The organism is Mycobacterium sp. DL99, assembly GCF_004762045.1.
Lineage (GTDB): Bacteria > Actinomycetota > Actinomycetes > Mycobacteriales > Mycobacteriaceae > Mycobacterium.
Map to the genome: position 1 here is coordinate 1,354,400 of NZ_SJOM01000007.1, position 21,314 is coordinate 1,375,713.

A 21,314-nucleotide genomic window follows, 5' to 3' on the forward strand; every position below is an offset into this window, starting at 1 on the left:
GGTTCGGCCCCTGAGCCTGGCCGACGTGTCATGATGACGCGCATGGGGACGGCGCTCATCCGATCCGACAAGCTGTTGATCTTTGGTGGCCTTGCCATCTGCGTCGTGGCGGGGCTGTCTCATTACGGCGGCTGGCCGCACCTGCTCGCGTTCGCCGTGAGTGCACTGGCGGTGGGCGTGCTGGCCTCCCTCGTCGGCCTGGCCGTCGATCAACTCGGAGATCGGTTCGGCCCCGGGGCAACCGGAGTGCTGCAGTCCGCGCTCGGCAACCTGCCGGAGTTGTTCATCTGCATCTTCGCGCTCAAGGCCGGGCTGGTCGACGTGGTGCGGGCCGCGCTGATCGGTTCCATCCTGGCCAACCTGCTCTTGGTGCTGGGCTTGGCCTTCGTGGTCGGTGGACTGAAGCATGGATCGCAGAAGCTCGGCTCGGCCCAGGTCCGGACCATCCTCGTGCTGATGGTGCTGTCGGTGACCGCCATGGCGATTCCGTCGATCGCTCACGAGGTGCACTCTCCCGCTTCCGAACACGAAGTGTCCTTCTCGATGATCGTGTCGGTCGTCCTGCTGGTGCTGTTCGGGCTGTCGCTGCCGTACTCGCTGAGCCGCGACCGGGACAAGACCAGTGCGGCTGTGCCGCAACCGGATAAGGAGCCGCCGCGGTGGCCGGTGGGATTGGCGATCGGCATGCTGGCCATCGCCGGCGGATCGGCGGCGTTCGTATCCGATTGGTTCGTCGCCGCACTGGAACCGGCGATGGACTCGCTGCACATTTCGCAGGCGTTCGCCGGTCTGGTGATCGTGGCGATCGCGGGCAACGCGGTCGAGAATGTGGTCGGTGTGCAGTTGGCCGCCAAAAACCAGTCCGAGTACGCCTTTTCGATCATCCTGAACAGCCCGATCCAGATCGCCCTGGTGCTGGCCCCGGTGCTCGTGCTGGTGAGTCAAATCTTCGGGTTGGCGTCGTTGACCCTGGTGTTCGGGCCCATGCTGATCGTCGCACTGCTGGTCGCCGTCGTTCTGGCGGCCATCATCGCCTTCGACGGCGAATCCACCTGGTTGGAAGGCGCGGCGCTGATCGCGTTGTACTGCATCATCGCCGCATCGTTCTGGTGGGGATGACGACTTAGACGGCGAATGCCAGCCAGTAGCCGATCGGGATCGTCGCGAAATACCCGAGGATTCCGACCGGGATCCCGATCAGCGGCGTCCACTTGCGCCATTCGGCCACCGCTGCACCCGCGACAGCCAGGGCGGTGCCGGCAACCAGACACATCCACGGAATCCACACGAGGACGTTCTCGCCCTTCGCGGACAGTTGGCACACCTTGTCGGTGACGCCTTCGTGGCAAGGGTCGGTCGCCATGGCCAGCGGCAGCATCAACACGAAGGCCACTACGAAACCGAAAATGCCCATGACGCTGAGCAACCCGACGAACCACGCCCAGTGCTTCCCGCTGTTGCGGGCGCTGACGGGCGGTGTCGGGTCGGTCATCGGCTATCCCTCAGCAGCCACCAGCGACCCGAGCTTGATGTCGGGGTTGTCGCGCTGGAAACCCTCCAGCCGCCACGGTGTCGAGAACAGCACGAGCATGACGCCGTCACTGCGGGTCAGCACCTCGGCCGACACCTGGCGATTCACAAAGTCGGCGTCTTCGGGGCGGACGACCCGCGCCACCTGATAGGGCAGGTTCTCCAGTGAGATCGGTGCGCTGAGCTCGGTAGCCATCCGGTGGGCGGCCACCTCGAACTGCATCGGCCCGACCGCGGCGAACACCGGCGCCTGCTCACCGCGCTTGTCGGAGCGCAGGACCTGCACGACACCTTCCTGCTCGAGCTGCTCGATCCCCTTCCGGAACTGCTTGTGCTTGCTGGGATCGGTGCCGCGGGCCACCGCGAAGTGCTCGGGGGAGAAGCTCGGGATCGGCGGGTACACCACCGGGATGTCGCGGTACAGCGTGTCGCCGGGGCGCAGGGCCGCGGCGTTGGCCAGCCCGATCACATCGCCGGGCCAGGCGTCATCGAGCGTCGAGCGCTGCTGGCCGAACACCGACTGCGCGTACTTGGTGACGAACGGCTTGCCGGTGGCGGCGTGGGTGAGCACGTCGCCGCGCTCGAACGTGCCCGAGACCACCCGCGCATACGCGATGCGATCGCGGTGCGACGAGTCCATGCCGGCCTGCACCTTGAACACGAACGCGCTGAACGGCGAGTCCACCGGCCGGTGAACCCCGTCGACACCGAGCGAACCGCTCGGCGCCGGGGCCAACTCGACCAGGATGTCCAGCAGCTGGTTCACGCCGAAGTTCAACGCGGCCGAGGTGAACAGCACCGGGGAGGACTCGCCGGACAGGAAGGTCTCGCGGTCGTAGTCGGACCCGTCGATCGACAGCAGCTCGGATTCCTCGACCGCGGTGTCCCAGTCATCCCCGGCGGCAGCGTGGGCGTCGGCGGCCGCGATGTGCTCCTCGGGAGCGGCGGTGGCGCCACCCGCGGTGCGGGTGAACCGGATGAACTTCTCGGCCCGACGGTCCATCACGCCCTTGAAATCGCCGGCGATACCCACCGGCCAGGTCAGGGGAGTGGTGCGCAGCCCGATCCGCTCGTGGATCTCGTCCATCAACTCCAGCGCGTGCCGGCCCGGACGGTCCCACTTGTTGATCACCGTGATGATCGGGATTCCCCGGTGCTTACACACCTGGAACAGCTTGAGGGTCTGCGGCTCAAGGCCTTTTGCGGCGTCGATGAGCATGACCGCGCAGTCCACCGCGGTCAGCACCCGGTAGGTGTCCTCGGAGAAGTCGGCGTGCCCGGGAGTGTCGAGCAGGTTGATCACGCAGTCGCGGTACGGGAACTGCAGCGCCGTCGAGGTGATCGAGATGCCGCGGGCCTTCTCCATGTCCATCCAGTCCGACACCGTGGAGCGCCGGCCCGCCTTGCCGTGAATCGCGCCGGCCTCGGTGATCACCCGAGCGTGCAATGCAAGCGCCTCGGTCAGCGTCGACTTACCGGCGTCGGGGTGGCTGATGACGGCGAAGGTGCGGCGACGGGCCGCCTCGGCGGCGATCCGGGCAGCTTGCGGGGTGTTGGAGGCAGGGGTGGCCAGGGCGTTGTCGGTCATCTCGATTAGCGATGGTATGGGGGTTCGGGTACAAACCCGTAATCGAGCTCCTCGGGTCAGTTGCCCGCGAACCAGGCGGTCGTCACGGTGTACCGGCGAGGGGGCTCAAACGATGTGCCCCGCGGACCCAACTGGCCGACCTGCACCGCCCACGGTTCCTGCGAGCGGTCGATCGCTGATACCAAGTCCTGGCCGGGATCGATAAGGACCCCTCGCGATATGACCCTCGGATCGCATCCGTACGCGGGGACCAGGCCGTCTCTGCGCCCGCCCCAGTCGATGCCGCCGGAGAGCACGCAGCTCGTTCCGTCCTCGAGGAGCAGCGCGAACGGCATCGGTGTACCCGGCGGATCCACCGGCGGCAGTGCGCCCGGCGTGGGGAACCGGCGAAGTTCCTTGCGCCAGGGATCCACCACACACAGCACGGAACCGGGGCTCGGCCAGCACACCTGGGCCAAGGCCTGATTTGGCTCACACGCGTAGATGTCGCCGGCCGTTGCCGCCGGTGACGGGCCCGGGCATGTCGAGAGGTTGGGCGAGGGTTGGCGGTTGATCACGTGGTAGCCGTTGACCGGCTCACCGTTGGCGACGGCCACGACAGTGACGACAGCCGTTGCCCCGGGATCCGCGCCGGCCGGTGCCGGCGACTGCAGAGCGGCAGCGGCCATGACCGTCAGCGCAGCCGCACCGCGCGACCAGCCCGAGACCCGTCCGCACATCACGAGAACCTCCTTCGTGACCTGGCTTCACAATCCCCGAACTTTTGAACCGGCGCGGGCGAATCGTCACTCCCGCTGACGGTGTTGCCACCGCAGACAACAGCACCATTACGACTCGCCCACAACGGGTAGCCGTTGAGCCGAAGACCAGGCCGTCCGGTTACGATTGGGCCACTGATCGGAACCTCGATCAATATGGCCGTCGCCGAACCACATTGGAGTGAAATTGACGTCTGTTCGCCGTGCCTACCTGGCGGTCGCACTTGCCGTGCTGGCCGTGTCGGGTGGTGTCGTTGTCTCGGCCCTGCCGGACTGCGCCGAGCACTGCCAGACGTTGGCCGCGCCGCCACAAGGCATGCCGCAGCCCTCGCCCACCGAGCCGGCCAAGTTGACCATCATCCCCAAGCCTGACGCCGAGGTGGACCCGCTGGCCCGGGTCATGGTCACGGCCGATACCGGCACCGTGGCGAGCGTGAAGATGGTCAACGACGCCGGCAAGGAGATCCCCGGCGTCCTCACCCCCGATGCCAGGACCTGGAAGCCGACCACCACGCTCGGCTACGGACGCACCTACACGTTGAAGGTCGACGCGCGCGGCCCAGGCGGCATGCCGACCCGCAGGACCACCACCTTCTCCACCCTTACCCCCGGCTACCAGGCCCGCGTCTACCTCAACGGCACCTCGTACGCCTCGCTGCAGGACGGCGCCACCTACGGCGTCGGCATGGTGATCGTCGCCCGCTTCGACGAGCCGGTCACCGACAAGGCCACCGCTGAGAACCGGATGAAGGTGATCACCGAGCCCAAGGCCGTCGGCTCGTGGAACTGGATCGACGACCAGACCGCGCACTGGCGTCCCGAGAAGTACTACGTCCCGGGCACCAAGGTCACCGTCGACGCCGGCATCTACGGCGCCAAGCTCGGCGACGACCTCTACGGCGCGCAGGACGAGAAGGTGTCGTTCACCATCGGCGCCTCGCACGTCACCGTCGCCGACGACACCGACAAGCAGGTCAAGGTCTACGAGAACGGCAAGCTCGTGCGCACCATGCCGACCTCGATGGGCATGGGCGGCACCGAGACCATCGCCGGTACGACGATGAGTTTCTGGACCCCGCGCGGCATCTACACCGTGATGGACAAGGCCAACCCGGTGGTCATGGACTCCTCGACCTACGGTCTGCCGGTCAATTCCCGCCTGGGCTACAAAACGACCATCCCGTGGGCCACCCGCATCAGCATTGACGGCATCTACCTGCACCAGCTCAACGCGACGGTGTGGGCCCAAGGCAACACCAACACCAGTCACGGCTGCCTCAACCTCAACGGCGACAATGCCGAGTGGTTCTACAACTTCTCGGTGCCCGGCGACATCGTCGAGATCCGCAACACCGGCGGCGACCCGCTCAAGCCGACCAACAACGGCGACTGGTCGGTGCCGTGGACCGAATGGGTCAAGGGCAGCGCGCTGCGCTGACTTTTTGCCGCTGAGCAGGTCTGCGAACGGCCCCTAGCATTGGACCGTGCGTCGTGCATTCGTGGTGCCGGCCTTCTGGGCTGTGATCGTCCTCGCTGGTGCGACGGCACCTACCGTCTACGCGGCCCCGCCTGGCTTCCCTGATCTCGACGCGTTCTCCGCGGTCGATCCGGCGCCGTACGTGGAGCACGGTCTCAAGGTCTCCAGGATCGGCTTCACCACCCCGACGATGACGTGCACTTGGGACTACCTCCAAGACCGCAACGCACACGTCGTCGCGGGGTGTCGCGGCACCATCGTGGGGATTCCCGCCGACGCGCGTCAGAGCGAGGCCGGATCGTCGTGCGACGGGGTCGGTTCGACTTTCATCCGTGGCAGCGGGCACTGTCCGTCGCCAGAGGACTATCCGAGACTGCGCCCCGGCCACAAGCTCACCGCCGTCAACACCACCTGCGCGGTGACCGATGACGGGGTCGCCTGCATCGACCCGGTCGTCAATCACGGATTCGTCGTGCAGCCCTCGGGCAGTTGGGTTTTCTAGCGGTGCGCCGGGGCGTTCTCGCCGGGCTCGCTGCCGCCACCGCGGTCGCGGTGGCGGTGACCGCGGCGGTGTTGTGGATGCGACGCCACGGACCTGAGCTGCCCGCGCCGACACCGCAGCTGATCGGTTTCTCGCTGCAGAACCCGCCGGCGCAGGGGTGGCGGGTGACGCCGGCCGAGATCGGGCTGCCCGACGAGATTCCGGTCGGCAAGCCGTTCGGCAGCGCCGGTGAGCGGGCCTACTTTCTCGCCGACTGCGATCTGTCCTGCGGGGACGGCTACCGCGGCTGGGTGTACGGCATCGACCTGCGCACGGGCGCAAGGTTGTTCGACCCCATCCTGTTGGAGGGCTTGAAGGGCAGGTTCGACGGAAACTGCCATTTGAACGGCGAGCACACCGCGGTGTGCCTGACCGACGCGGACACCATTCGCGGCAAACCCCGCCGAGTATGGGTGCTCGACCTGGAGCGGGGACAGGTCACCCACTCAGGCGAAACCGACTTGCACATCGAAGGTTACGGTCCCGAGCCGGTCGTAGAAGCGATCGGAAACCCGCGCGGGCAGACTCGGCTGGTGGCCACGGTGCTGGGCGCCGGCGTCTATGGGATCGGGGCCACGGGTGAGCGTACGTGGTTCGTTCCGGGCAGTGGGCAGCTGGACGTGCCGACGCTGACCGTCTCCGACGACGCGCCGCTGACCCTCGCGACGCAGATCCCGACCCCGGAAGACCCGACTTACCGGGTGTTCTCACTGATCGACGGCACTGAGCGGACCCCGACTCCGCCGCCGGGCGCCACGCTCAGACGCGCCGCCGTCTATCCCGGCGGTTTCGCCTATCAATATGAAGCGCAGGATACGGCCGGCGTGCTGTTCTACAACTCGGCCGGCGAATTGCGGGCGGAGCAGGAACTCAAGGGATACAACCTGTTGGACGCCACCACCGTGCCGGTGGTGCTCGACCGTTCTGCGCTCCGGGTGTACTCCCGCGACGGTCGGCAGACCGTCGAGTTACCAGGTGCCGCAGTCGATTACCGCGATGCCAGATTCCAGGTGATCGGCAACGATCTGTATGCGTGGCAGGGCGAGGAAGGCTGGGAAAACGAGACCTGGCAGCAGTGGAGCTTGGACTCCGGCAGCTCCGGCACCCGCTGCCAGGTCGATTTGACCCACTATGTCGGATCCGATGGCCACATCGTTCTCAGCACGATCTATCAAGGGTTGCGCGATGAGATCGTCGCCACCGATCTGACCACCTGCCAACGCCTGTGGCGGATGCCGGCGCCCGATGACCGCGGCGTTGTGGAACAGGTCGGGACCGCGCTGATCGCGAGAAACTCGACCGAACTGGTAGGACTGCGGGCCCAGTAGCCCGGGTGGGCAATTCATGTGTTCACGCCGTGGGACGGCGTCGCCGAGGTGATCCTCGACGTCCTGTTCCAGGAACACGGCGTACGAGCCGCCGGCCGGACAGCCGGTTGCGCTGACCGTCTGACGGTCGAAAATCGGCGTCTGCCGCCCCATGATTCGGCCCATATCCTGGTGTGGACGCCGAACCCGGGGGGTTGCCGTGGCTGTGGACGAAACGCCGCCAGAGGAATACCCGCACGAGTGGGTCGACCGGTTCGGACCGCAGGCGTATGTACCCCAGGTGTATGTGCCCCAGGGGTATCTCCCGCCCACGTCCGCGACCCAGCGTCACTACCAGGCCGTGCTGGCCATCCGCGCCTTCGTCGGGTTGATCGGCGCCGGCGCCGCGGCGCTGTGGGCTCTCGTCGTCTTCGCGATGCTGAGTTCGGCCTTCGACACGGACCCGGCCACCGATCCGCACGGCTACGGGATCGTCTTCGGCGTCCTCATCTCCGTGCCACTGAGCCTTTTCTCGGCCCTGGTGTTGCCGTTCGCCGCACCCAGAAACCGATGGGGGCGCGCCTTCGTCATCTCGTTGCTGGCCCTCGTGGCCCTCAACGCGCTGGTGTTCTCGGCGTTGAGCCTCTCGGGTGCCGGATAGCGCCGCGCTCGAGTTCGCTGACATCCGCTGAACGAGGCATATACCAAGCTCAGCTATACATTTTGCCGCGAAATCGTTAACCGAATTGGTGCGCGATCCGTATGTGATTCAGCCCACGGACGATGTACATTGTGATCGCTGTCATAGGAAAGGGCGTGCAATGGTCGGTGCATTTGTGGGCGTACTTCTGCTGGTGCTCGGCATCGGTGCGGTCGCCGGCGTCGTCACGGCTGTCGCGATGGGCTTGCCCACCCTGGCACTCGTGATCGGCCTCATTTCCGGCGCATTTTTCGCCGGACGCGCCGTTTAGAGCTTCAGCCGCTTTCGCAGGCCGGTCGCTCGGACTGCCTGCCGGGCGATGGCTGCGCGAATCTCCGCCTCGGAACCCACCACGCGAACCCGCGTCTTGGCCCGGGTGACCGCGGTATAGAACAACTCCCTGGTCAACAAGCGGGAGTCTTCCGGCGGTAGCAGCACGGTCACCTCGTCGGCCTGGCTGCCCTGGGACTTATGGATCGTCATGGCGTGCATGGTCTCCACCTCGGTGAGCCGGCCCGTCGCGAATGACGCGGACCCGCCCACGGTCCCACCCACGATGGCCCGCAGTCCGTCCGGGGTGGCGACCGTGACCCCGGTATCGCCGTTGTAGAGCTTGAGCCCATAGTCGTTGGCCGTCACCAGGATTGGCCGTCCCACGTACCACGAGGACCACGTGGGCTCGCCGGTCGCCTCGGCCAGCCACCGCTGTACCTGACGGTTCCATTGCGCGACGCCGAACGGACCGTGCCGATGGGCGCACAACAACCGATGCTCGTCGAGGATGGTCAGGGCCGCACGCGCGTCCCCCAGGATCGCGGCCTGCCGGAGCGCAAGGGCATGCGGCACAAGCACTTCCCGCAGCCGCTCGGTCGGTTCGGCGGACACCCACTCGACGTGCTCACCACCGGCCGCCAGCACCTCCACCGCGACCGAGGCGTCCCCGGCCCGGATAGCTGACGCCAGCGCGCCGATCGACTCGCCGAACCGGTGCGAGGTTTGCAGCGCCGCGACCCCACGCGACCCGAGCCCCTCCACAAGGTCGGCCAACACCGCGCCGGCTTCCACCGAGGCGAGCTGATCGGGATCGCCGACCAGTAGCAGGCGGGTTTGCGGCCGCACCGCTTCCAACAACCGGGCCATCATGGTCAGCGACACCATCGAGGTCTCGTCGACGACGATCACGTCGTGCGGCAAGCGATTCGCCCGGTGATGGCGGAACCGTGACGACGTGTCCGGGCGTGACCCCAGCAGCCGGTGCAGCGTGGTGGCCTGCAGGCCCGAGATCCGCTGACGGTCCACGGCATCGAGCCGGTTCACCTCGAGCAGCACGGCCTCCTGCAGCCGGGCGGCGGCCTTACCGGTCGGCGCGGCCAGCGCGATTCGCAGGGACGGACGACCGGCCAGCGCCGCCTGCTCGGCCAGCAGCGCCAACAGCCGCGCCACCGTGGTGGTCTTTCCGGTGCCCGGCCCACCCGTCAGCACCGTCAATCCCTGCGACAGCGCCACTTTCGCCGCGGCTCGCTGCTCCTCGAAACCCGGCGGGAACAGCCGTGCCACATCGGGCGCCGAGCCGCCCGGCGGGGTTCCCACCAGGGTCAGCACGTCGTCGCAGACCTGTTGTTCCTCCAGCCAGTACCGGTCCAGGTACAGCAGGTCCCCGAACAACCGCAACACCGGGGGAGTGCCCGTCAGCGGGCTGGCCGCCACCGCCGCCAGCCACTCGTCGGGCTGGGGCCACGGCAGCTCCGGCACCTGGGTCTGCTCGGCCACCGTGCGCAGGTCCACGCATACCGAGCCGCCGCGCAGGGCCCGCACCGCCAGCGCCAGCGCCAGGATGACAGAGGGGTCGGTCTCGTCGGCCAGCGTGCTCAACCTCCTGCCCACTTGCACATCGGCGGGTTCCAGGATCTCGGCGAAAGCGTCCAGCATCACGCGGCTCCCTGATCCAGCAGCTCCGACAGCGCGATCACCAGCGCCGCGGGCGGCTCCCAGCTGAACACCCCGGCCGGGTGTCCGTCGGCGACGGGTGTCTGAGCCCCGCACATCCCGCGCACGAACAGGTACATCACCCCGCCCAGATGGGTGGCCGGGTCGTAATCCGGCAGCCGCCACCTCAGGAACCGGTGCAGCACAACGCTGTACAGCAACGCCTGCAGCGGGTAGTCCGAGTGCAGCATGGCCTCGACCATCCGGTCCCGCCCGTAATCGGCGGCGGTGAGCGTCGCGTCACCGGTGCCCAGCCAGTTGGTCTTGTAGTCGACGACGACGAAGCGCTGCCCGATCCGCAGCACCACATCCACCGAACCGGACAGGTACCCGCGCAGCGGCTGGCGGCCCAGCAGCCCCGTCGACAACCGCTCGGCGTAGACGGCCATCGGATCGTCGTCCGGTAGGTGTTCATCGAGCAGTTCCCCGACGTCGGCCAGCCGCGCGAACTCGCCGCCGCGCAGATCGCCGCCGGCCATGGGGAACTCGAAGTCCAGCTCGCACAGGCGGTCGGCCAGCCCGATCTGGCGCAGCGTCACGCCGGGCGCCAACGGGCCCAGCGGGGTGTCGTGCATCGGCAACAGTGCCGCGGCCAGCTCGTCGGCTGACACCTCGACCGGCCAGTGGGCCGCGTGGCGGCGCACCTCGACCTGGAGCTCAGCGGTCAGATCGGCGGCCAGCGGGTCGGCGGTCTCAAGTACCGCGTGCACGAGCGAGCCGAATGCGGCCCCGGTCGGCAGCGCCGCCATCGGGGAGGGGACATCGGCACCCTGGGCGGGGGCGACGACGGCGATGTCGGTCGACTCGTCATCGAGCTCGGCGACCTCCGGCTCGCTGGACACCCCGGAGTTCCCGTCGTCCTCGGCCGCACGCAGCAGCCCCGAGTACGAGGTGCGCCGCCACGCGGTGTCGATGGAGCGATGAAAATGCCGCGCCGCCAGATCATCTGGTATCGCCGGGGCGGGCACCGGTGGCGCCGGAAAGATCAGCGACTCCTCCAACGCCGGACCACCCGCGGCCTCCCAGGCCCGCAACCGGGTCAGCGCATCGTCATCGGAGACCTTGGCCGGCGCGCACCGGTCGGGCACCGCGGCCTGGCCGGGGGCGCGCCCGCGCAGCAGACGCGACAGGCCGCCGTTCGGCTCGTCGTTCGACGGTGCCCACCACGCCACCACCTGGGACTGGGCCCGCGTCATCGCCACATAGGTCAGGCGGCTGTCATCGGCGGCCGCCTCGGCCCGCCCGGCCCGGGTCACCGCCGGGTCCGGCCCGCCGACCTGCAGGCAGCGCACCCCCGCGTCGTGGAACAACACCAGATCCGGCTCCGGCACATACCGATTGAACGCGAACGGCAGATACACGATCGGGAACTGCAGGCCCTTGCTCACCCACACCGTCATGATCTGGACCGCCGCGGCATCGCTGTCCAGGCGACGGTTGCGCTCGGACGTGCCGCCGCCCTCGGAGCGCTGCGTGCGCAGCCAGTCCCGCAGCGCTGCCAACCCGAACCCCTCCCGGTGCGCGGTGTCGCCGAGCAGTTGGGTCACGTGGGACAGGTCGGTCATCAACCGTTCACCGCCCTGCCAGGACAGCACGCGCTTGCCCATGCCGGCCAGTTGCGCGGCCTCGAAGATCGCCGCCACACCGCGCTCGCGGGCGTGACCGGCCCAGGTGCGGAGCGTGTCAGCGACCCTGTCGGTCAACGCATCCCCGCCCGCGGCAAGGGTTTCGGCGGTCTCCCCGAAGAACATCGTGGCCGCCGCGGCGCGCACCAGCCCGGGTCGGTGCGGTTGGTCGAACGCTTCCAGTAGATACAGCCAGTCCTCGGCGGCCTCGGAATTGAACACATCCGAATCCCCGGTGTAGACCGCAGGGATACCGGCCTCCATCAGCGCGGTGTGGCAGGCCCGGGCATCCTTGTGGGTCTCGACGATCACCGCGATGTCGCGGGCCTGCACTTTGTCCCCGTCGAAGGTGGCGCCGCTGGTCAACAGCGCACCGATGTCGGCGGCCAGGTCCTTGCCGATGTGCCCGCGTAGATCGGCGATCGGAATCACCTTGGTGCCGGTGCGGTTCCGCGTCACCACCCGCAGCCGGAACGGATCGTTGTGCGGCGCCCCGGCCAGCCGGTGGCCCTGGTGGTTGGCCTGTACGTCGTGCACCACGATGTCCGGGCCGCCGAGTTCGGCGCCGCGCAGCACGGCCTGCAACCGGTCCACCAGCACGCTGTCGCTGCGCCAGTTGATGCCCAGCGTCTGCTTGTCGCCGGCGGTGGCCGCGGCCCGCAGATAGGTGTCGATATCCCCACCGCGGAACGCGTAGATCGCCTGCTTGGGGTCGCCGATCAGAATCAGGGTGGAACGCCCGGAGAAGGCCCGCTCGATCACCTGCCACTGCACCGGGTCGGTGTCCTGGAACTCGTCGACCATCACGATCGGCCAGCGCTGCGCCATACGTACCCGGGCCGCCGAGCCCTCCGCCGCCAGCGATCCGGCCAGCCGGGTCAGCAGATCGTCATAGCCCAGCACACTGCGGCGGCGTTTACGAATCTCCAACTCCGCCAGCACTGCCCGCGCGAACCCGATCCGTATCCCCGCCGGGGACTCCGGCTCGGGATCCAGCGGGCGCAGTTCTGTCGCCGGATTGGCCACCACGACGCGGGCCAACCGCAGGGCCTCGGCATACCCCAGCTCCGGGACATCCCGCTGAGCACCGAAGTGGGCGAGATACAGATCGTCCACGATCTCGCACACCAGCTCGTCAAGACTCTCGACCAGCGTCACACCCGAATCGCTGTCCCCGGCCACGCCAAGGGATTTCAGCACGATCTGGCAGAACTGATGCGTGGTGGCGATGGTCGCGGCATCGAAACCGGCCAGCGCGTCGCGCAGCCGCTGCCCGCGGGCCTGCTGATCTTCGGATATCAGATACCGCAGCAGATCGTTGTCGGCACGCGAGGGATCCTCCAAAGCCACGAGCGCACCGACGATCTGCGCGCGCACCCGCTCACGCAACTCCTGGCTGGCGGCCCGGCCGAACGTGATGAGCAGCATCTGATCCAGCGTCGCCGCGCCCTCGGCAACGAGCCGGGTCACCAACCCGGCCAGCGCGAACGTCTTGCCGGTGCCCGCGCTGGCCTCCAGCACCGTGGTGCTGTTCTTCTCCGGCAAGGGGCCGAGCAGATCGAAGACCTTCACGATGGTGACCTCTCGGCCCGCAGCATCGGAAGCCACAACCGCTCGGAATACTCACCCAGCCCGACCAACCGGCTCAACGGCACGCCGCGGCCCCACGCCCGCACATGGGCGGGCGCCTCGTCCTCGCCGGGGAATCTGGAACTACGCCACCGGAATCCGGCTTCCCGTTCCGGGTCGTCACCGGCGTGCCGCGCGGCCGCCCACGCATAGGAGGTCTTGATGGGCAGCGGCAACGGCTCCCGGCGGCCCGCGTCGTAGATGGCCACCAGATCGGCCAGCAGCGCGACCGCATCATCGGGGCGGCCCAACCCCTCGACGCGTGGATTGTCGCCGCGCCGGGGCCGCCCGATGCACACCGCCGACCAGTCCCGCCCCGGATGCCCCGCGGCCAACGCCAACAACGGAATCCAGGATTGCAGCAGGTGCTTGCCGTCGAGCTTGGAATACGTCACCGACACCAGCCGGTCGCCGAACACTGGGGAGACCGTACCGGTCAGCCGCCGCCCGGTGCCCAGATCGATGTCGACGTCGTAGGCCTGCGGGTCGGTGCCGCGGTGCCGCAATGCCTCGGCGGCCAGCAGCGCGCATTGATCCCGCAGCGCGATCGCACGGCGCCAGCCCAACTGTCCGGGCGGCAGGGTGCCGCGACGCCACTCGGCCTGCTGAGCGTCGGCCGGGGTCATGCCACGCAGAATGTCGTTCAGCATGCGATCGCCGACGGTCCATTCCTCCAGAGCGTCGATGTCGACCGGCATCACATCCGACACCCCGTCCACATCCCAGGGCAGCGTGTACTCCAGCGCCCGGAAGAAGCCCTTCACCGGATCTTTGAAGAACGTGACGAGATCCTCCAGCGCGACATCCGCGGCAGCTGGTTCCGGCAGCGGGTGGGCGAAGAACGGCGGCCGGTCGGCCCGCTGCCCGGCGCTGGCCTGCGCCGCGGTGAGCGCCGTGGGGTCGAACGTGAACGGGCCGTCGGGCAGCAGGGCGCCGGGGGTGACGTTGCGGATATCGAAGGGCTGCAACGGGTGTGCGGTCACCACATCCACGGGCTGCTCGGCGGTGATCTTGAGCGTGTCGAGCAGCTCGGCCAACGGCACCGCCGGCGGGCGGGCCTGACCGGAGTATTCGTTGGCGCCGGTATAGGTGACGACGAGGGTCTGGGTGGCCGCCCCGATCGCGTCGAGCAGCAACTGGCGGTCCTCGGAACGGATGTCGCGTTCGCCGGTACGCGGGTCACGAGCCAGGACGTCGTCGCCGTCGACGGCCCCCAGCCGCGGGAACACCCCGTCGTCCAACCCGACCAGGCACACCACCCGGTGCGGCACCGAGCGCATCGGCACCATGGTGCACACCGTCAGGGTTCCGGTGCGGAAGTTGGCCCGCGTCGGGCGGCCGGCCAAATGCCGGTCCAGCAGTGCGCGGATGTCACTGAGCCGCATGGGCGTCGCGGCCGCGCCTGCGGCCTCGGTGATCTCGGCGAACTCGCGCTGCACCTGGGCGGCGGGCCACTCCTCGTCGGAGGAGGCGAGCGCCTCGATCCCGGTGCTCAGCGCGGATAGCCACTCACCGAGGGGGCGGACCCCGCTGAGCTGATCGACTGCGTGCCTGAGCCTTTCCACGAACTCGGCGAACCGGCCGGCCAACTCGACGCGGTTGCTGCTGACATCGTCGAGCGGCAGAGTCGTGCCCAGCCAGGCGTGCGAATCGTCGGACATCGCCACCCCGGCCAGCACCCGGTCGATACCGAAACGCCAGGTGTTGTGCAGGAATTCGACGCCGTACGGGCCGCGATGCTCCTGATCGAAACCCCACCGGATGTTGGCCTCACGCACCCAGGCGGTGATGGCGTCCAGATCGTCGTCGGTGAACCCGAACCTGGCCCGCACCGAATCCGACTCAGCCAGATTGAGCACCTCGCTCGCGGTGGCCCGCCCGCCGGCCAGGGCCAACACCGACGCCGCCACCGCCAGCAGCGGATTCGTCTGCACCAGAGCACGATCGGCCAACCGCACCCGCAGCTTGTGCGCCGGATGTGCGCCGCGCACCACATCGCCCAACCCGAACCCCGCCGTGATCAGCGGCGCATACGTCTCGATGTCGGGGCACATCACCAGGATGTCGCGTGGCTCGAGGCTCGGATCGTCGGCGAGCAGGCCCAGCAGCACCTCCCGCAGCACTTCGATCTGCCGGGCCGGGCCGTGGCAGCTGTGCACCTGCACCGAGCGGTCGTCGCGACGGGGCACCCGCCCGATCGGGCGCACCGCGTTGGCGGCGATATCGGACTGCAACCAGCCCAGCACGGTGTCGGGATAGCCGGTGCCACTGAGATATTCATCGGTGTCCGGGGCGGGCAGGCTGCGCTGCAGCTCGCGGAGATCGCGGCCGAGGGTGGCCAGCAGCGGGTGGCCCACATCGCGGTGGCTGCTGTCTTCACGACGCGGCAGCGGTCCGGTGTGCGCCGCCAGCGACTGCCACAGGTCGTCACTGGGGTGCGGCAGCCACAGATGCAGATCGTGATGGGTGGCCAGCGCGGTGAGCAGTTCGATCTCGGCCACCGGTAGCCGGGTATGCCCGAACAACGACAGCCGCTCAGGCAGGCCACTGGGTGATTCAGTCAGCCGGGCAAGGGTTTTCGCGTGCCGGAGGTACGGCGGCTCGCCGCCGATCCGCTCGACCAGCGCCTGCCATAGCGGGGCCTGCCAGGCCAGGTCGTCGGGCAGGTCGGCCCAGTCAACCAGAAGTTGCGGGCGCTGCCGCGCGTAGGAGGCGAACAGCCCGGCCAACCGGCGGGCCACCGCATAGCGCCGGCCCTGACGCAGCTCATACTCGTCACCGGTCTCGAAATGCCCGAGGTGTGTGGCCACCGGCTGACACCACGGCTGATCCAGGTTGTCGTCGATGACCGCCAGCAGGGGCCAGGCCATTGCATCGGCCGACCAGGGATCCTCATCTGTTGTCCCGGTCAGCTCCGCGATCAGCGAACGCGGGTTGCGGAACTCGACCGCCGCGCACACCCCGAGCCGGTTCGACAGCCGCTGACTCAGCCAGCGCTCCACGCCCTTGGCCGGGACCAGCACGAGGTCCTGGGCGAACGGATCGGACGGAGGTTGCGACAGCAGACCGGCCAGTCCGTCGGCGAGCAGATCGGTGCGCTCGGCCCGGTGCAGGTGCAGTGCCATCGACACACACGATAAGACCGCGGGCTGACACCGAAAACCCCAGGCCGACGATCCTGAGCAAATCGACTGACAGCCCGCCTGTGGCCGCCGCACACTGATTGGGATGCGTGTTGTGGTCAGCGGTACCTGCGACGGCGCCGACGCCGCTATCCGGGCGGAACTGCGGCGCAGGGGACACCACCTGTCCGAGGCGGGCAGCTCCGTTGTCCCCGCCGTCGTCCTCCGGCTCGCGTCCCGCGTCATCACGGTGACACGGGACGCCGAGCTGCGCGTCGAGCTGGCCCCGGTACTGGGCCGGGATTCGGCCGGTGCGGCGCGACAGCGTTACGGCGCACCCGTCATCGTCGGGGCCAGGAACCGGCCCAACACGGTGCAGTTCATTCACCACGACGACGTCGCGCGCTTCATCGCCGACGCCGTCGACACCCCGGACTGGGCCGGGACGGTGGGCCTGGCCGCCGATCCGCTGCCGCTACGGCAGGTGGCCGCGCTGCTGGGCAAGCCGTACCTCGAACGGGCCGGCGAGGACCAACCGGTGCTCGACACCACCCGGCTGAGCGCGTTCGGCTTCCGGCCCGGGTGGTCTACGGCCGAATGCGTGCAGGACTTCGCCAAGGCCAACCGGGCCCACATCGTCGTGCGCGGTAGGCAGGTTCGGCTGCCGTGGCGTTACCCGTGGGCGCGTGTGCCTACCCGTGCGCCGGCGCCTCGATACCCGGCCAGCGAGGCCCGCGGCGAATTCGACACCGACATCGATCCACGCTGGCCCGCGTACACCGCGGTGAACACCACCGAGGCGTTTCCGGGGCCGATGACACCGCTGTCGCTGGAGCTTTCGCTCGACGGCATGCGGGCGATGGGAGTGCACGCGGTCGAGGCGATGAGCGTGGACGGTGAGCTGCGCCGCGCGGTCATCGAGGAGCAGACCGGGGCCTTCGGCCACCGCATCTACGCCAACCTCACCGTGCTGTTCGCGGCCGGCGCCGTGCTTCCCGCCGCTGGACCGGCGGGCTGGCGTGACAAGCTGTTCGGCGCCGACCATGACGACAATGGCTCCGAGACCGCGCGGGCGGGGCTGTGGGCGAAGGCGCGCCGGTTGCCGCGGCTGCTGGTGTTCGTGGCATCCTCCGGTACCGAAACCAAGCGGATGGACGCCGACGCGCGCAGCCGGCAGCGCGGTGCCGCCCATTACCGCGGCCGGTCCGACGTGCAATTGCGCGACGAAATGCGTTGTCTGCACGACGAAGTCGTCGACGCCTGGGCCACGGCGGCACTCATCACCCTGGCCTCGGTGTCGTTCACCGGCGTTCTGGAGATCCTGGCCCGCCGCTCGCTGTCCACCGAATTCTTCGGCGGGATGGAGAAATTGGCGAGCGCGGGTCTCACCGTGGCCACCCGTTCGCTGGCCGCCGATGTCGCGTCGGACCCCGCGATCGCGACCATCCTCGGTGAACACCCACCCGCGTCGGCCATCGAACTGCTGAGGACGCAGCACCCGGAGTTCGTTGCGCGGCTCGATGATGTGGTCGCCGCGTGGGGCCACCGGGGACCGGGGGAGAGCGAGCTGGCCAACCCGGTCTACGCCGATGACCCGGCAGTGCTGCTGGAGGTGGTCGGCAAGCTCGCGAGCGCTGCCCGACGTCGAGTGCCCGAGCCGGCGATGTCGCCGTGGGTGCGATTGCTGACCTGGGTCGGAGCGTGGTTCCAGCGGTCCAGGGAACGCGGACGCGACGCCGCGATCCGCCTCACCCATGAATATCGGCTCGCTGCCCGAGAACTGGGAGCGCGGCTGGTGGCGCAGGGCGTCATCGTCGACCCCGACGACGTGTTCTACCTCGTGCTCGACGAACTGCTGTGGCCTCCGCTCGACGTCCGGTACCTGGTACTGCGTCGGCGGGCCGAACGGGCGCGTCTGGAGCGCGAGCGGCCACCGCTGGACTTCGTCGGGACCTGGACGCCGAGTCCGGAGACGGTTCCCGAAATCGGATGTGGCGAAGCGCTTTCCGGAATACCGGCGTCTGTCGGCTCCGCCACCGGTCGGGTGCGGGTGGTGACCGTGGAATCGCTGCACCAACTGAGCCCCGGCGAAATCCTGGTCGCCGACAGCGTCGACGTCGGCTGGACCCCGTACTTCACCTACGCGGCCGCCGTCGTCATGAGTACCGGGGCCACGATGTCGCACGCGGCGATCATCGCCCGGGAGTTCGGCATACCGTGCGTGGTGGGATCGAAGACCGCCAGCCGGGTGCTGCGTACCGGCCACATCGTCGAGGTCGACGGGGCCGCCGGACGCATCGTGCGGGTGGCTTGAGCGTCAGACCGTCAGACCGTCACCGGATTCGGGGCCGACAGCGCGGCGGGTCGGGCAGCCAGGGTGACGAGCAGTGTGACGGCACCGGCGATGACGAACGCCACCCGCACGTTGAACACGTCGGCCGCGCCGCCCAGCAGCGCCGCCGCGAACGGACGCGACCCGAGGAAGCCGACGAGCCACAACGCCATGATGCGGCCCCGCAGTTCCTCTGGGGCACGCTCCTGCACGACGGTGCTCAGGCCCGTCATCGCCCAACCGAAACCCAGCCCCGCGACCGCGAAACCGGCCAGGGCCAAGGCCGTCACGGTGCCCAGCGCCAGCAGGCCAGACCCGGCCACCAGAAGCCACAGACCGATCGCCGACACCTGGGCAGCGGGCAACCGTCCGCGCATCGAGGCCAGCACCACCATGCCGACGGCCGCGCCGAGGCCGAACGCCGCCGACAACGCACCCACCAGGTGGGCGCCGCCGCCAAGCTCCTCTGCCATCGACGGGGTGAGCGTGATCGACGGATCGGAGGCGAACCCGACGGTCGTCACGGCCAGCAGCGCCAGCAGCAGCGGGCGGTCCCGCCAGACGTAATTGAGCGCCGCGCGCACCCGGTAGTCGCCGTCGGGGCTGCGCTCGGGCCGGGCCGGGAAAGTGACCAGCAGCAGGAAGATCGCGAACACCATGTGCAGGCCCGCGCTGATCGCGAAGCCCGGCGCCGCACCGAGACGAGCGGCCAGGAACGCGCCGATGGCCGGGCCCAGGATGCGGCCGATGGTCATCGGAATGCTGTTGAGCGCCATGGCCGTCGGCAGTTCGCCGTCGCGGATCAGGCTCGGCACGACCGACTGCATGGCCGGTCCTCCGATGACGAATCCGAAGCCCACGAGGGTGGAGCCGACGAGTACCGGTACCGCGGCGGCGGTGCCCTGCAGATCGGGGGACAGCGCCAGCCAGACCGCGGTCGAACCGGAGCCGATGATGCACAACACCCGGCCCCACAGGATCTGGCGGGCCGGGTTGCCGACGTCGGCCCACTTGCCGCTGGTCGGGCTGAGGATGAGCTGGGGCAGGAACTGCGCGACGCCGACCATGCCCACCATCACCGCCGAGCCGGTCGCGTCGAAGATGACGATGGCCGCCACGATGCCGTGCGTCCACACCGCGACGACCGAGAACATCTTGCCCCAGAACAAGGCGCCGAAGACCGGGTCGAACATCAGCCGGAGGGCACCGCGCGGCTGCGGGCGGGAAGTGGCCTGGGCCGTCACGAGCTGATCCCCCGCTCGAAATCGGAGACCAGCTGCTCCAACAGGTCGACGAGTTTGTCCACGTCGGATGCGGGCCAGTCGGCCACGGTCTCGGCGACCATCTCCTGGCGCCGTTCGGTCACGTCGGCCAGGGCCTGGCGCCCGGTGTCGGTGAGGGCGAGCGCGCACCGACGCTGATCCTCGACGTCTTGGGTTTTGGTCAGGAGACCGGCAGCGACGACATTGGCGACGGTGCGGCTGGCGGTGGAGTGCTCGACCGCCATGTACTCGGCCACCTCGCCGACCGATGCACTCTGCCCGGCCTTCTCCCGTTGCTCGACGGCGCGCAACACCCGCAGCGTCGACAGCGTCGGAACACTGCCCGATGCGTCGATCAGCCGGCGCCGCCATCCCGGGCGCTGCCGGACGGTGTGGATGCGCACGAGAAGCTCATCGAGTTGGTTGTAGCGAGGCACCATATGTGCATAGCACATAGATATATTGGCGGCCGCGGCGCGTGCGTGGCCGAACTGATCCGCGTACGTAGCGCCAGGGCGCAAAAACGGTCGAAAAATCACCGTGGCGCTACACACGTGAGATGTCGGTAGGCCTCGGCACACTCCGCCCATGGGGGATCCATTCGTCGGAAGCGAAGCGCTGGCCTCAGGTGCTCTGACCCGGCATCAGCTGCGAACCCGGTTCATGGCCGTTCATCGGGACATCTACGTCGCCAACGGCACTCAGCCGACTGCCCTCATGCGCGCCAAGGCCTGCTGGTTGCGATGTCGCGGAAACGGAGTCCTGGCCGGGTTCTCGGCGTCGGCCTTCCATGGGGCGCGGTGGATTGATGCGGGCCTGCCCGCCTACGTCATCAACAACAACAATCGGAGGCCGGCCCGAGGGATCGTCACGTGGGCCGACGCGATCGCGGACGACGAAATCTGCCGGGTCGGCGATATCCGCCTCACCACACCTGCCCGCACCGCGCTCGATCTGGCCTGCAAGTTTCCCGAAGATACGGCAGTGGCGGCCATCGATGCACTGGCGAGATCGGCCCGGCTGAAGGTCTCTGACATCGAGTTGGCGGCCGAACGCCATTCGGGCCGTAAAGGTATCAAGCGGGCCCGCGCCGCGATCGCTTTGGTGGATCCGGGAGCGGAGTCACCGCAGGAAACCTGGTTGCGGCTCTTGGTCGTTCGCGCTGGTTATCCGCCGCCCCAAACGCAGTATCCCGTCTGCAACGAGTACGGCGTGGTGGTCGGCGAGGTCGATCTCGCCTGGCCGGAGCTGAAGATTGCGCTCGAATACGAAGGGCGCCTTCACACCGACCTCGACCGGCTCCGCAAGGACATCGCCCGGGTCGACGAGATGATCGAGATGGGTTGGATCGTCATCCGGGTCACTCGCAGGGACGGTGCCGCCAACGTGCTCGGCCGGATCGCCAAAGCTCGCGCCTCGCGTGCGTAGCGCTGTGGCGGAAAAACGGTCGAAAAATC

16 protein-coding genes are annotated in these 21,314 nt (G+C 68.6%); 8 read left to right on the forward strand and 8 right to left on the reverse strand.

The genetic code is table 11. The features are described from left to right. Positions 1 to 42: 42 nt before the first annotated feature. A complete protein-coding gene (cax, locus tag EYZ64_RS06770) occupies positions 43 to 1,119 on the forward strand; it encodes a calcium/proton exchanger (RefSeq protein WP_135452776.1) in 1,077 nt (358 codons plus the stop codon). Positions 1,120 to 1,123: 4 nt separating this feature from the next. Here the strand turns inward: cax and EYZ64_RS06775 are convergent, their stop codons facing one another. Genes EYZ64_RS06775 through EYZ64_RS06785 form a run of 3 tightly spaced genes read right to left on the reverse strand, consistent with a single transcriptional unit; the run spans position 1,124 to position 3,840 of the window. Then, positions 1,124 to 1,492 (reverse strand): hypothetical protein, encoded by a 369-nt coding sequence (locus EYZ64_RS06775; RefSeq protein WP_135452777.1) that lies wholly within the window; start codon positions 1,490 to 1,492, stop codon positions 1,124 to 1,126. 3 nt (positions 1,493 to 1,495) lie between these two features. Further along, positions 1,496 to 3,118: a peptide chain release factor 3 gene (locus EYZ64_RS06780; protein ID WP_135452778.1), complete on the reverse strand. Its 1,623-nt coding sequence runs from the start codon at positions 3,116 to 3,118 to the stop codon at positions 1,496 to 1,498. 56 nt (positions 3,119 to 3,174) lie between these two features. Further along, positions 3,175 to 3,840 carry a hypothetical protein gene (locus tag EYZ64_RS06785; RefSeq protein ID WP_135452779.1) on the reverse strand — a complete coding sequence of 222 codons (666 nt, stop codon included), beginning with the start codon at positions 3,838 to 3,840 and terminating at the stop codon, positions 3,175 to 3,177. 217 nt (positions 3,841 to 4,057) lie between these two features. Between EYZ64_RS06785 and EYZ64_RS06790 the strand changes: the two genes are divergently transcribed. The 5 genes from EYZ64_RS06790 to EYZ64_RS06810 all read left to right on the forward strand — a co-directional run bounded on the left by EYZ64_RS06790 (position 4,058) and on the right by EYZ64_RS06810 (position 8,172). Next, entirely contained in the window at positions 4,058 to 5,314 is a 1,257-nt protein-coding gene (locus EYZ64_RS06790) for a L,D-transpeptidase (RefSeq protein ID WP_135452780.1), read from the forward strand. A 46-nt stretch (positions 5,315 to 5,360) separates the two neighbouring features. Beyond that, entirely contained in the window at positions 5,361 to 5,855 is a 495-nt protein-coding gene (locus EYZ64_RS06795; RefSeq protein WP_135452781.1) for a hypothetical protein, read from the forward strand. 2 nt (positions 5,856 to 5,857) lie between these two features. Then, positions 5,858 to 7,222, forward strand: coding sequence for a 9-bladed beta-propeller domain-containing protein (locus EYZ64_RS06800; protein WP_135452782.1), 1,365 nt, complete (start codon positions 5,858 to 5,860; stop codon positions 7,220 to 7,222). 199 nt (positions 7,223 to 7,421) lie between these two features. Then, positions 7,422 to 7,862: a hypothetical protein gene (locus tag EYZ64_RS06805; RefSeq protein ID WP_135452783.1), complete on the forward strand. Its 441-nt coding sequence runs from the start codon at positions 7,422 to 7,424 to the stop codon at positions 7,860 to 7,862. A gap of 160 nt (positions 7,863 to 8,022) precedes the next feature. After that, complete coding sequence (locus EYZ64_RS06810) at positions 8,023 to 8,172, forward strand: hypothetical protein (protein ID WP_135452784.1); 150 nt, start codon at positions 8,023 to 8,025, stop codon at positions 8,170 to 8,172. On the opposite strand, the gene recD is transcribed toward EYZ64_RS06810, so the two are convergent. The 3 genes from recD to recC are packed head-to-tail and all read right to left on the reverse strand — an operon-like array spanning position 8,169 to position 16,266. Beyond that, positions 8,169 to 9,830, reverse strand: coding sequence for an exodeoxyribonuclease V subunit alpha (gene recD, locus EYZ64_RS06815; RefSeq protein WP_135452785.1), 1,662 nt, complete (start codon positions 9,828 to 9,830; stop codon positions 8,169 to 8,171). The genes EYZ64_RS06810 and recD overlap by 4 nt on opposite strands. Next, the gene (gene recB / locus EYZ64_RS06820) at positions 9,830 to 13,084 is read right to left on the reverse strand and encodes an exodeoxyribonuclease V subunit beta (RefSeq protein WP_135452786.1); all 3,255 of its coding nucleotides are present in this window, start codon (positions 13,082 to 13,084) and stop codon (positions 9,830 to 9,832) included. The genes recD and recB overlap by 1 nt, the downstream gene beginning before the upstream one ends. Continuing rightward, positions 13,081 to 16,266: an exodeoxyribonuclease V subunit gamma gene (recC, locus tag EYZ64_RS06825; RefSeq protein ID WP_135452787.1), complete on the reverse strand. Its 3,186-nt coding sequence runs from the start codon at positions 16,264 to 16,266 to the stop codon at positions 13,081 to 13,083. The genes recB and recC overlap by 4 nt, the downstream gene beginning before the upstream one ends. Before the next feature lie 103 nt (positions 16,267 to 16,369). Here recC and EYZ64_RS06830 point away from each other — a divergent pair, with 103 nt between their 5' ends. After that, on the forward strand, positions 16,370 to 18,577 hold the full coding sequence (locus tag EYZ64_RS06830; RefSeq protein ID WP_135452788.1) for a PEP-utilizing enzyme: 2,208 nt from the start codon (positions 16,370 to 16,372) through the stop codon (positions 18,575 to 18,577). Positions 18,578 to 18,588: 11 nt separating this feature from the next. On the opposite strand, the gene EYZ64_RS06835 is transcribed toward EYZ64_RS06830, so the two are convergent. Next, positions 18,589 to 19,839 (reverse strand): MFS transporter, encoded by a 1,251-nt coding sequence (locus EYZ64_RS06835; RefSeq protein ID WP_135452789.1) that lies wholly within the window; start codon positions 19,837 to 19,839, stop codon positions 18,589 to 18,591. Beyond that, positions 19,836 to 20,312: a MarR family winged helix-turn-helix transcriptional regulator gene (locus EYZ64_RS06840; RefSeq protein ID WP_167857736.1), complete on the reverse strand. Its 477-nt coding sequence runs from the start codon at positions 20,310 to 20,312 to the stop codon at positions 19,836 to 19,838. Before EYZ64_RS06840 ends, EYZ64_RS06835 begins: the two co-directional genes overlap by 4 nt. A 133-nt stretch (positions 20,313 to 20,445) precedes the next feature. Here EYZ64_RS06840 and EYZ64_RS06845 point away from each other — a divergent pair, with 133 nt between their 5' ends. Then, positions 20,446 to 21,285, forward strand: coding sequence for a type IV toxin-antitoxin system AbiEi family antitoxin (locus EYZ64_RS06845; protein WP_135452791.1), 840 nt, complete (start codon positions 20,446 to 20,448; stop codon positions 21,283 to 21,285). Positions 21,286 to 21,314 lie beyond the last annotated feature (29 nt).

Bases quoted from the DNA above. Each gene is read 5' to 3' on its own strand.
- EYZ64_RS06775 (WP_135452777.1), bottom strand. From the start codon at position 1,492: ATGACCGACCCGACACCGCCCGTCAGCGCCCGCAACAGCGGGAAGCAC.
- recC (WP_135452787.1), bottom strand. From the start codon at position 16,266: ATGGCACTGCACCTGCACCGGGCCGAGCGCACCGATCTGCTCGCCGAC.
- recD (WP_135452785.1), bottom strand. From the start codon at position 9,830: ATGCTGGACGCTTTCGCCGAGATCCTGGAACCCGCCGATGTGCAAGTG.
- EYZ64_RS06780 (WP_135452778.1), bottom strand. From the start codon at position 3,118: ATGACCGACAACGCCCTGGCCACCCCTGCCTCCAACACCCCGCAAGCT.
- cax (WP_135452776.1), top strand. From the start codon at position 43: ATGGGGACGGCGCTCATCCGATCCGACAAGCTGTTGATCTTTGGTGGC.
- EYZ64_RS06845 (WP_135452791.1), top strand. From the start codon at position 20,446: ATGGGGGATCCATTCGTCGGAAGCGAAGCGCTGGCCTCAGGTGCTCTG.
- EYZ64_RS06810 (WP_135452784.1), top strand. From the start codon at position 8,023: ATGGTCGGTGCATTTGTGGGCGTACTTCTGCTGGTGCTCGGCATCGGT.
- EYZ64_RS06840 (WP_167857736.1), bottom strand. From the start codon at position 20,312: ATGTGCTATGCACATATGGTGCCTCGCTACAACCAACTCGATGAGCTT.
- EYZ64_RS06830 (WP_135452788.1), top strand. From the start codon at position 16,370: ATGCGTGTTGTGGTCAGCGGTACCTGCGACGGCGCCGACGCCGCTATC.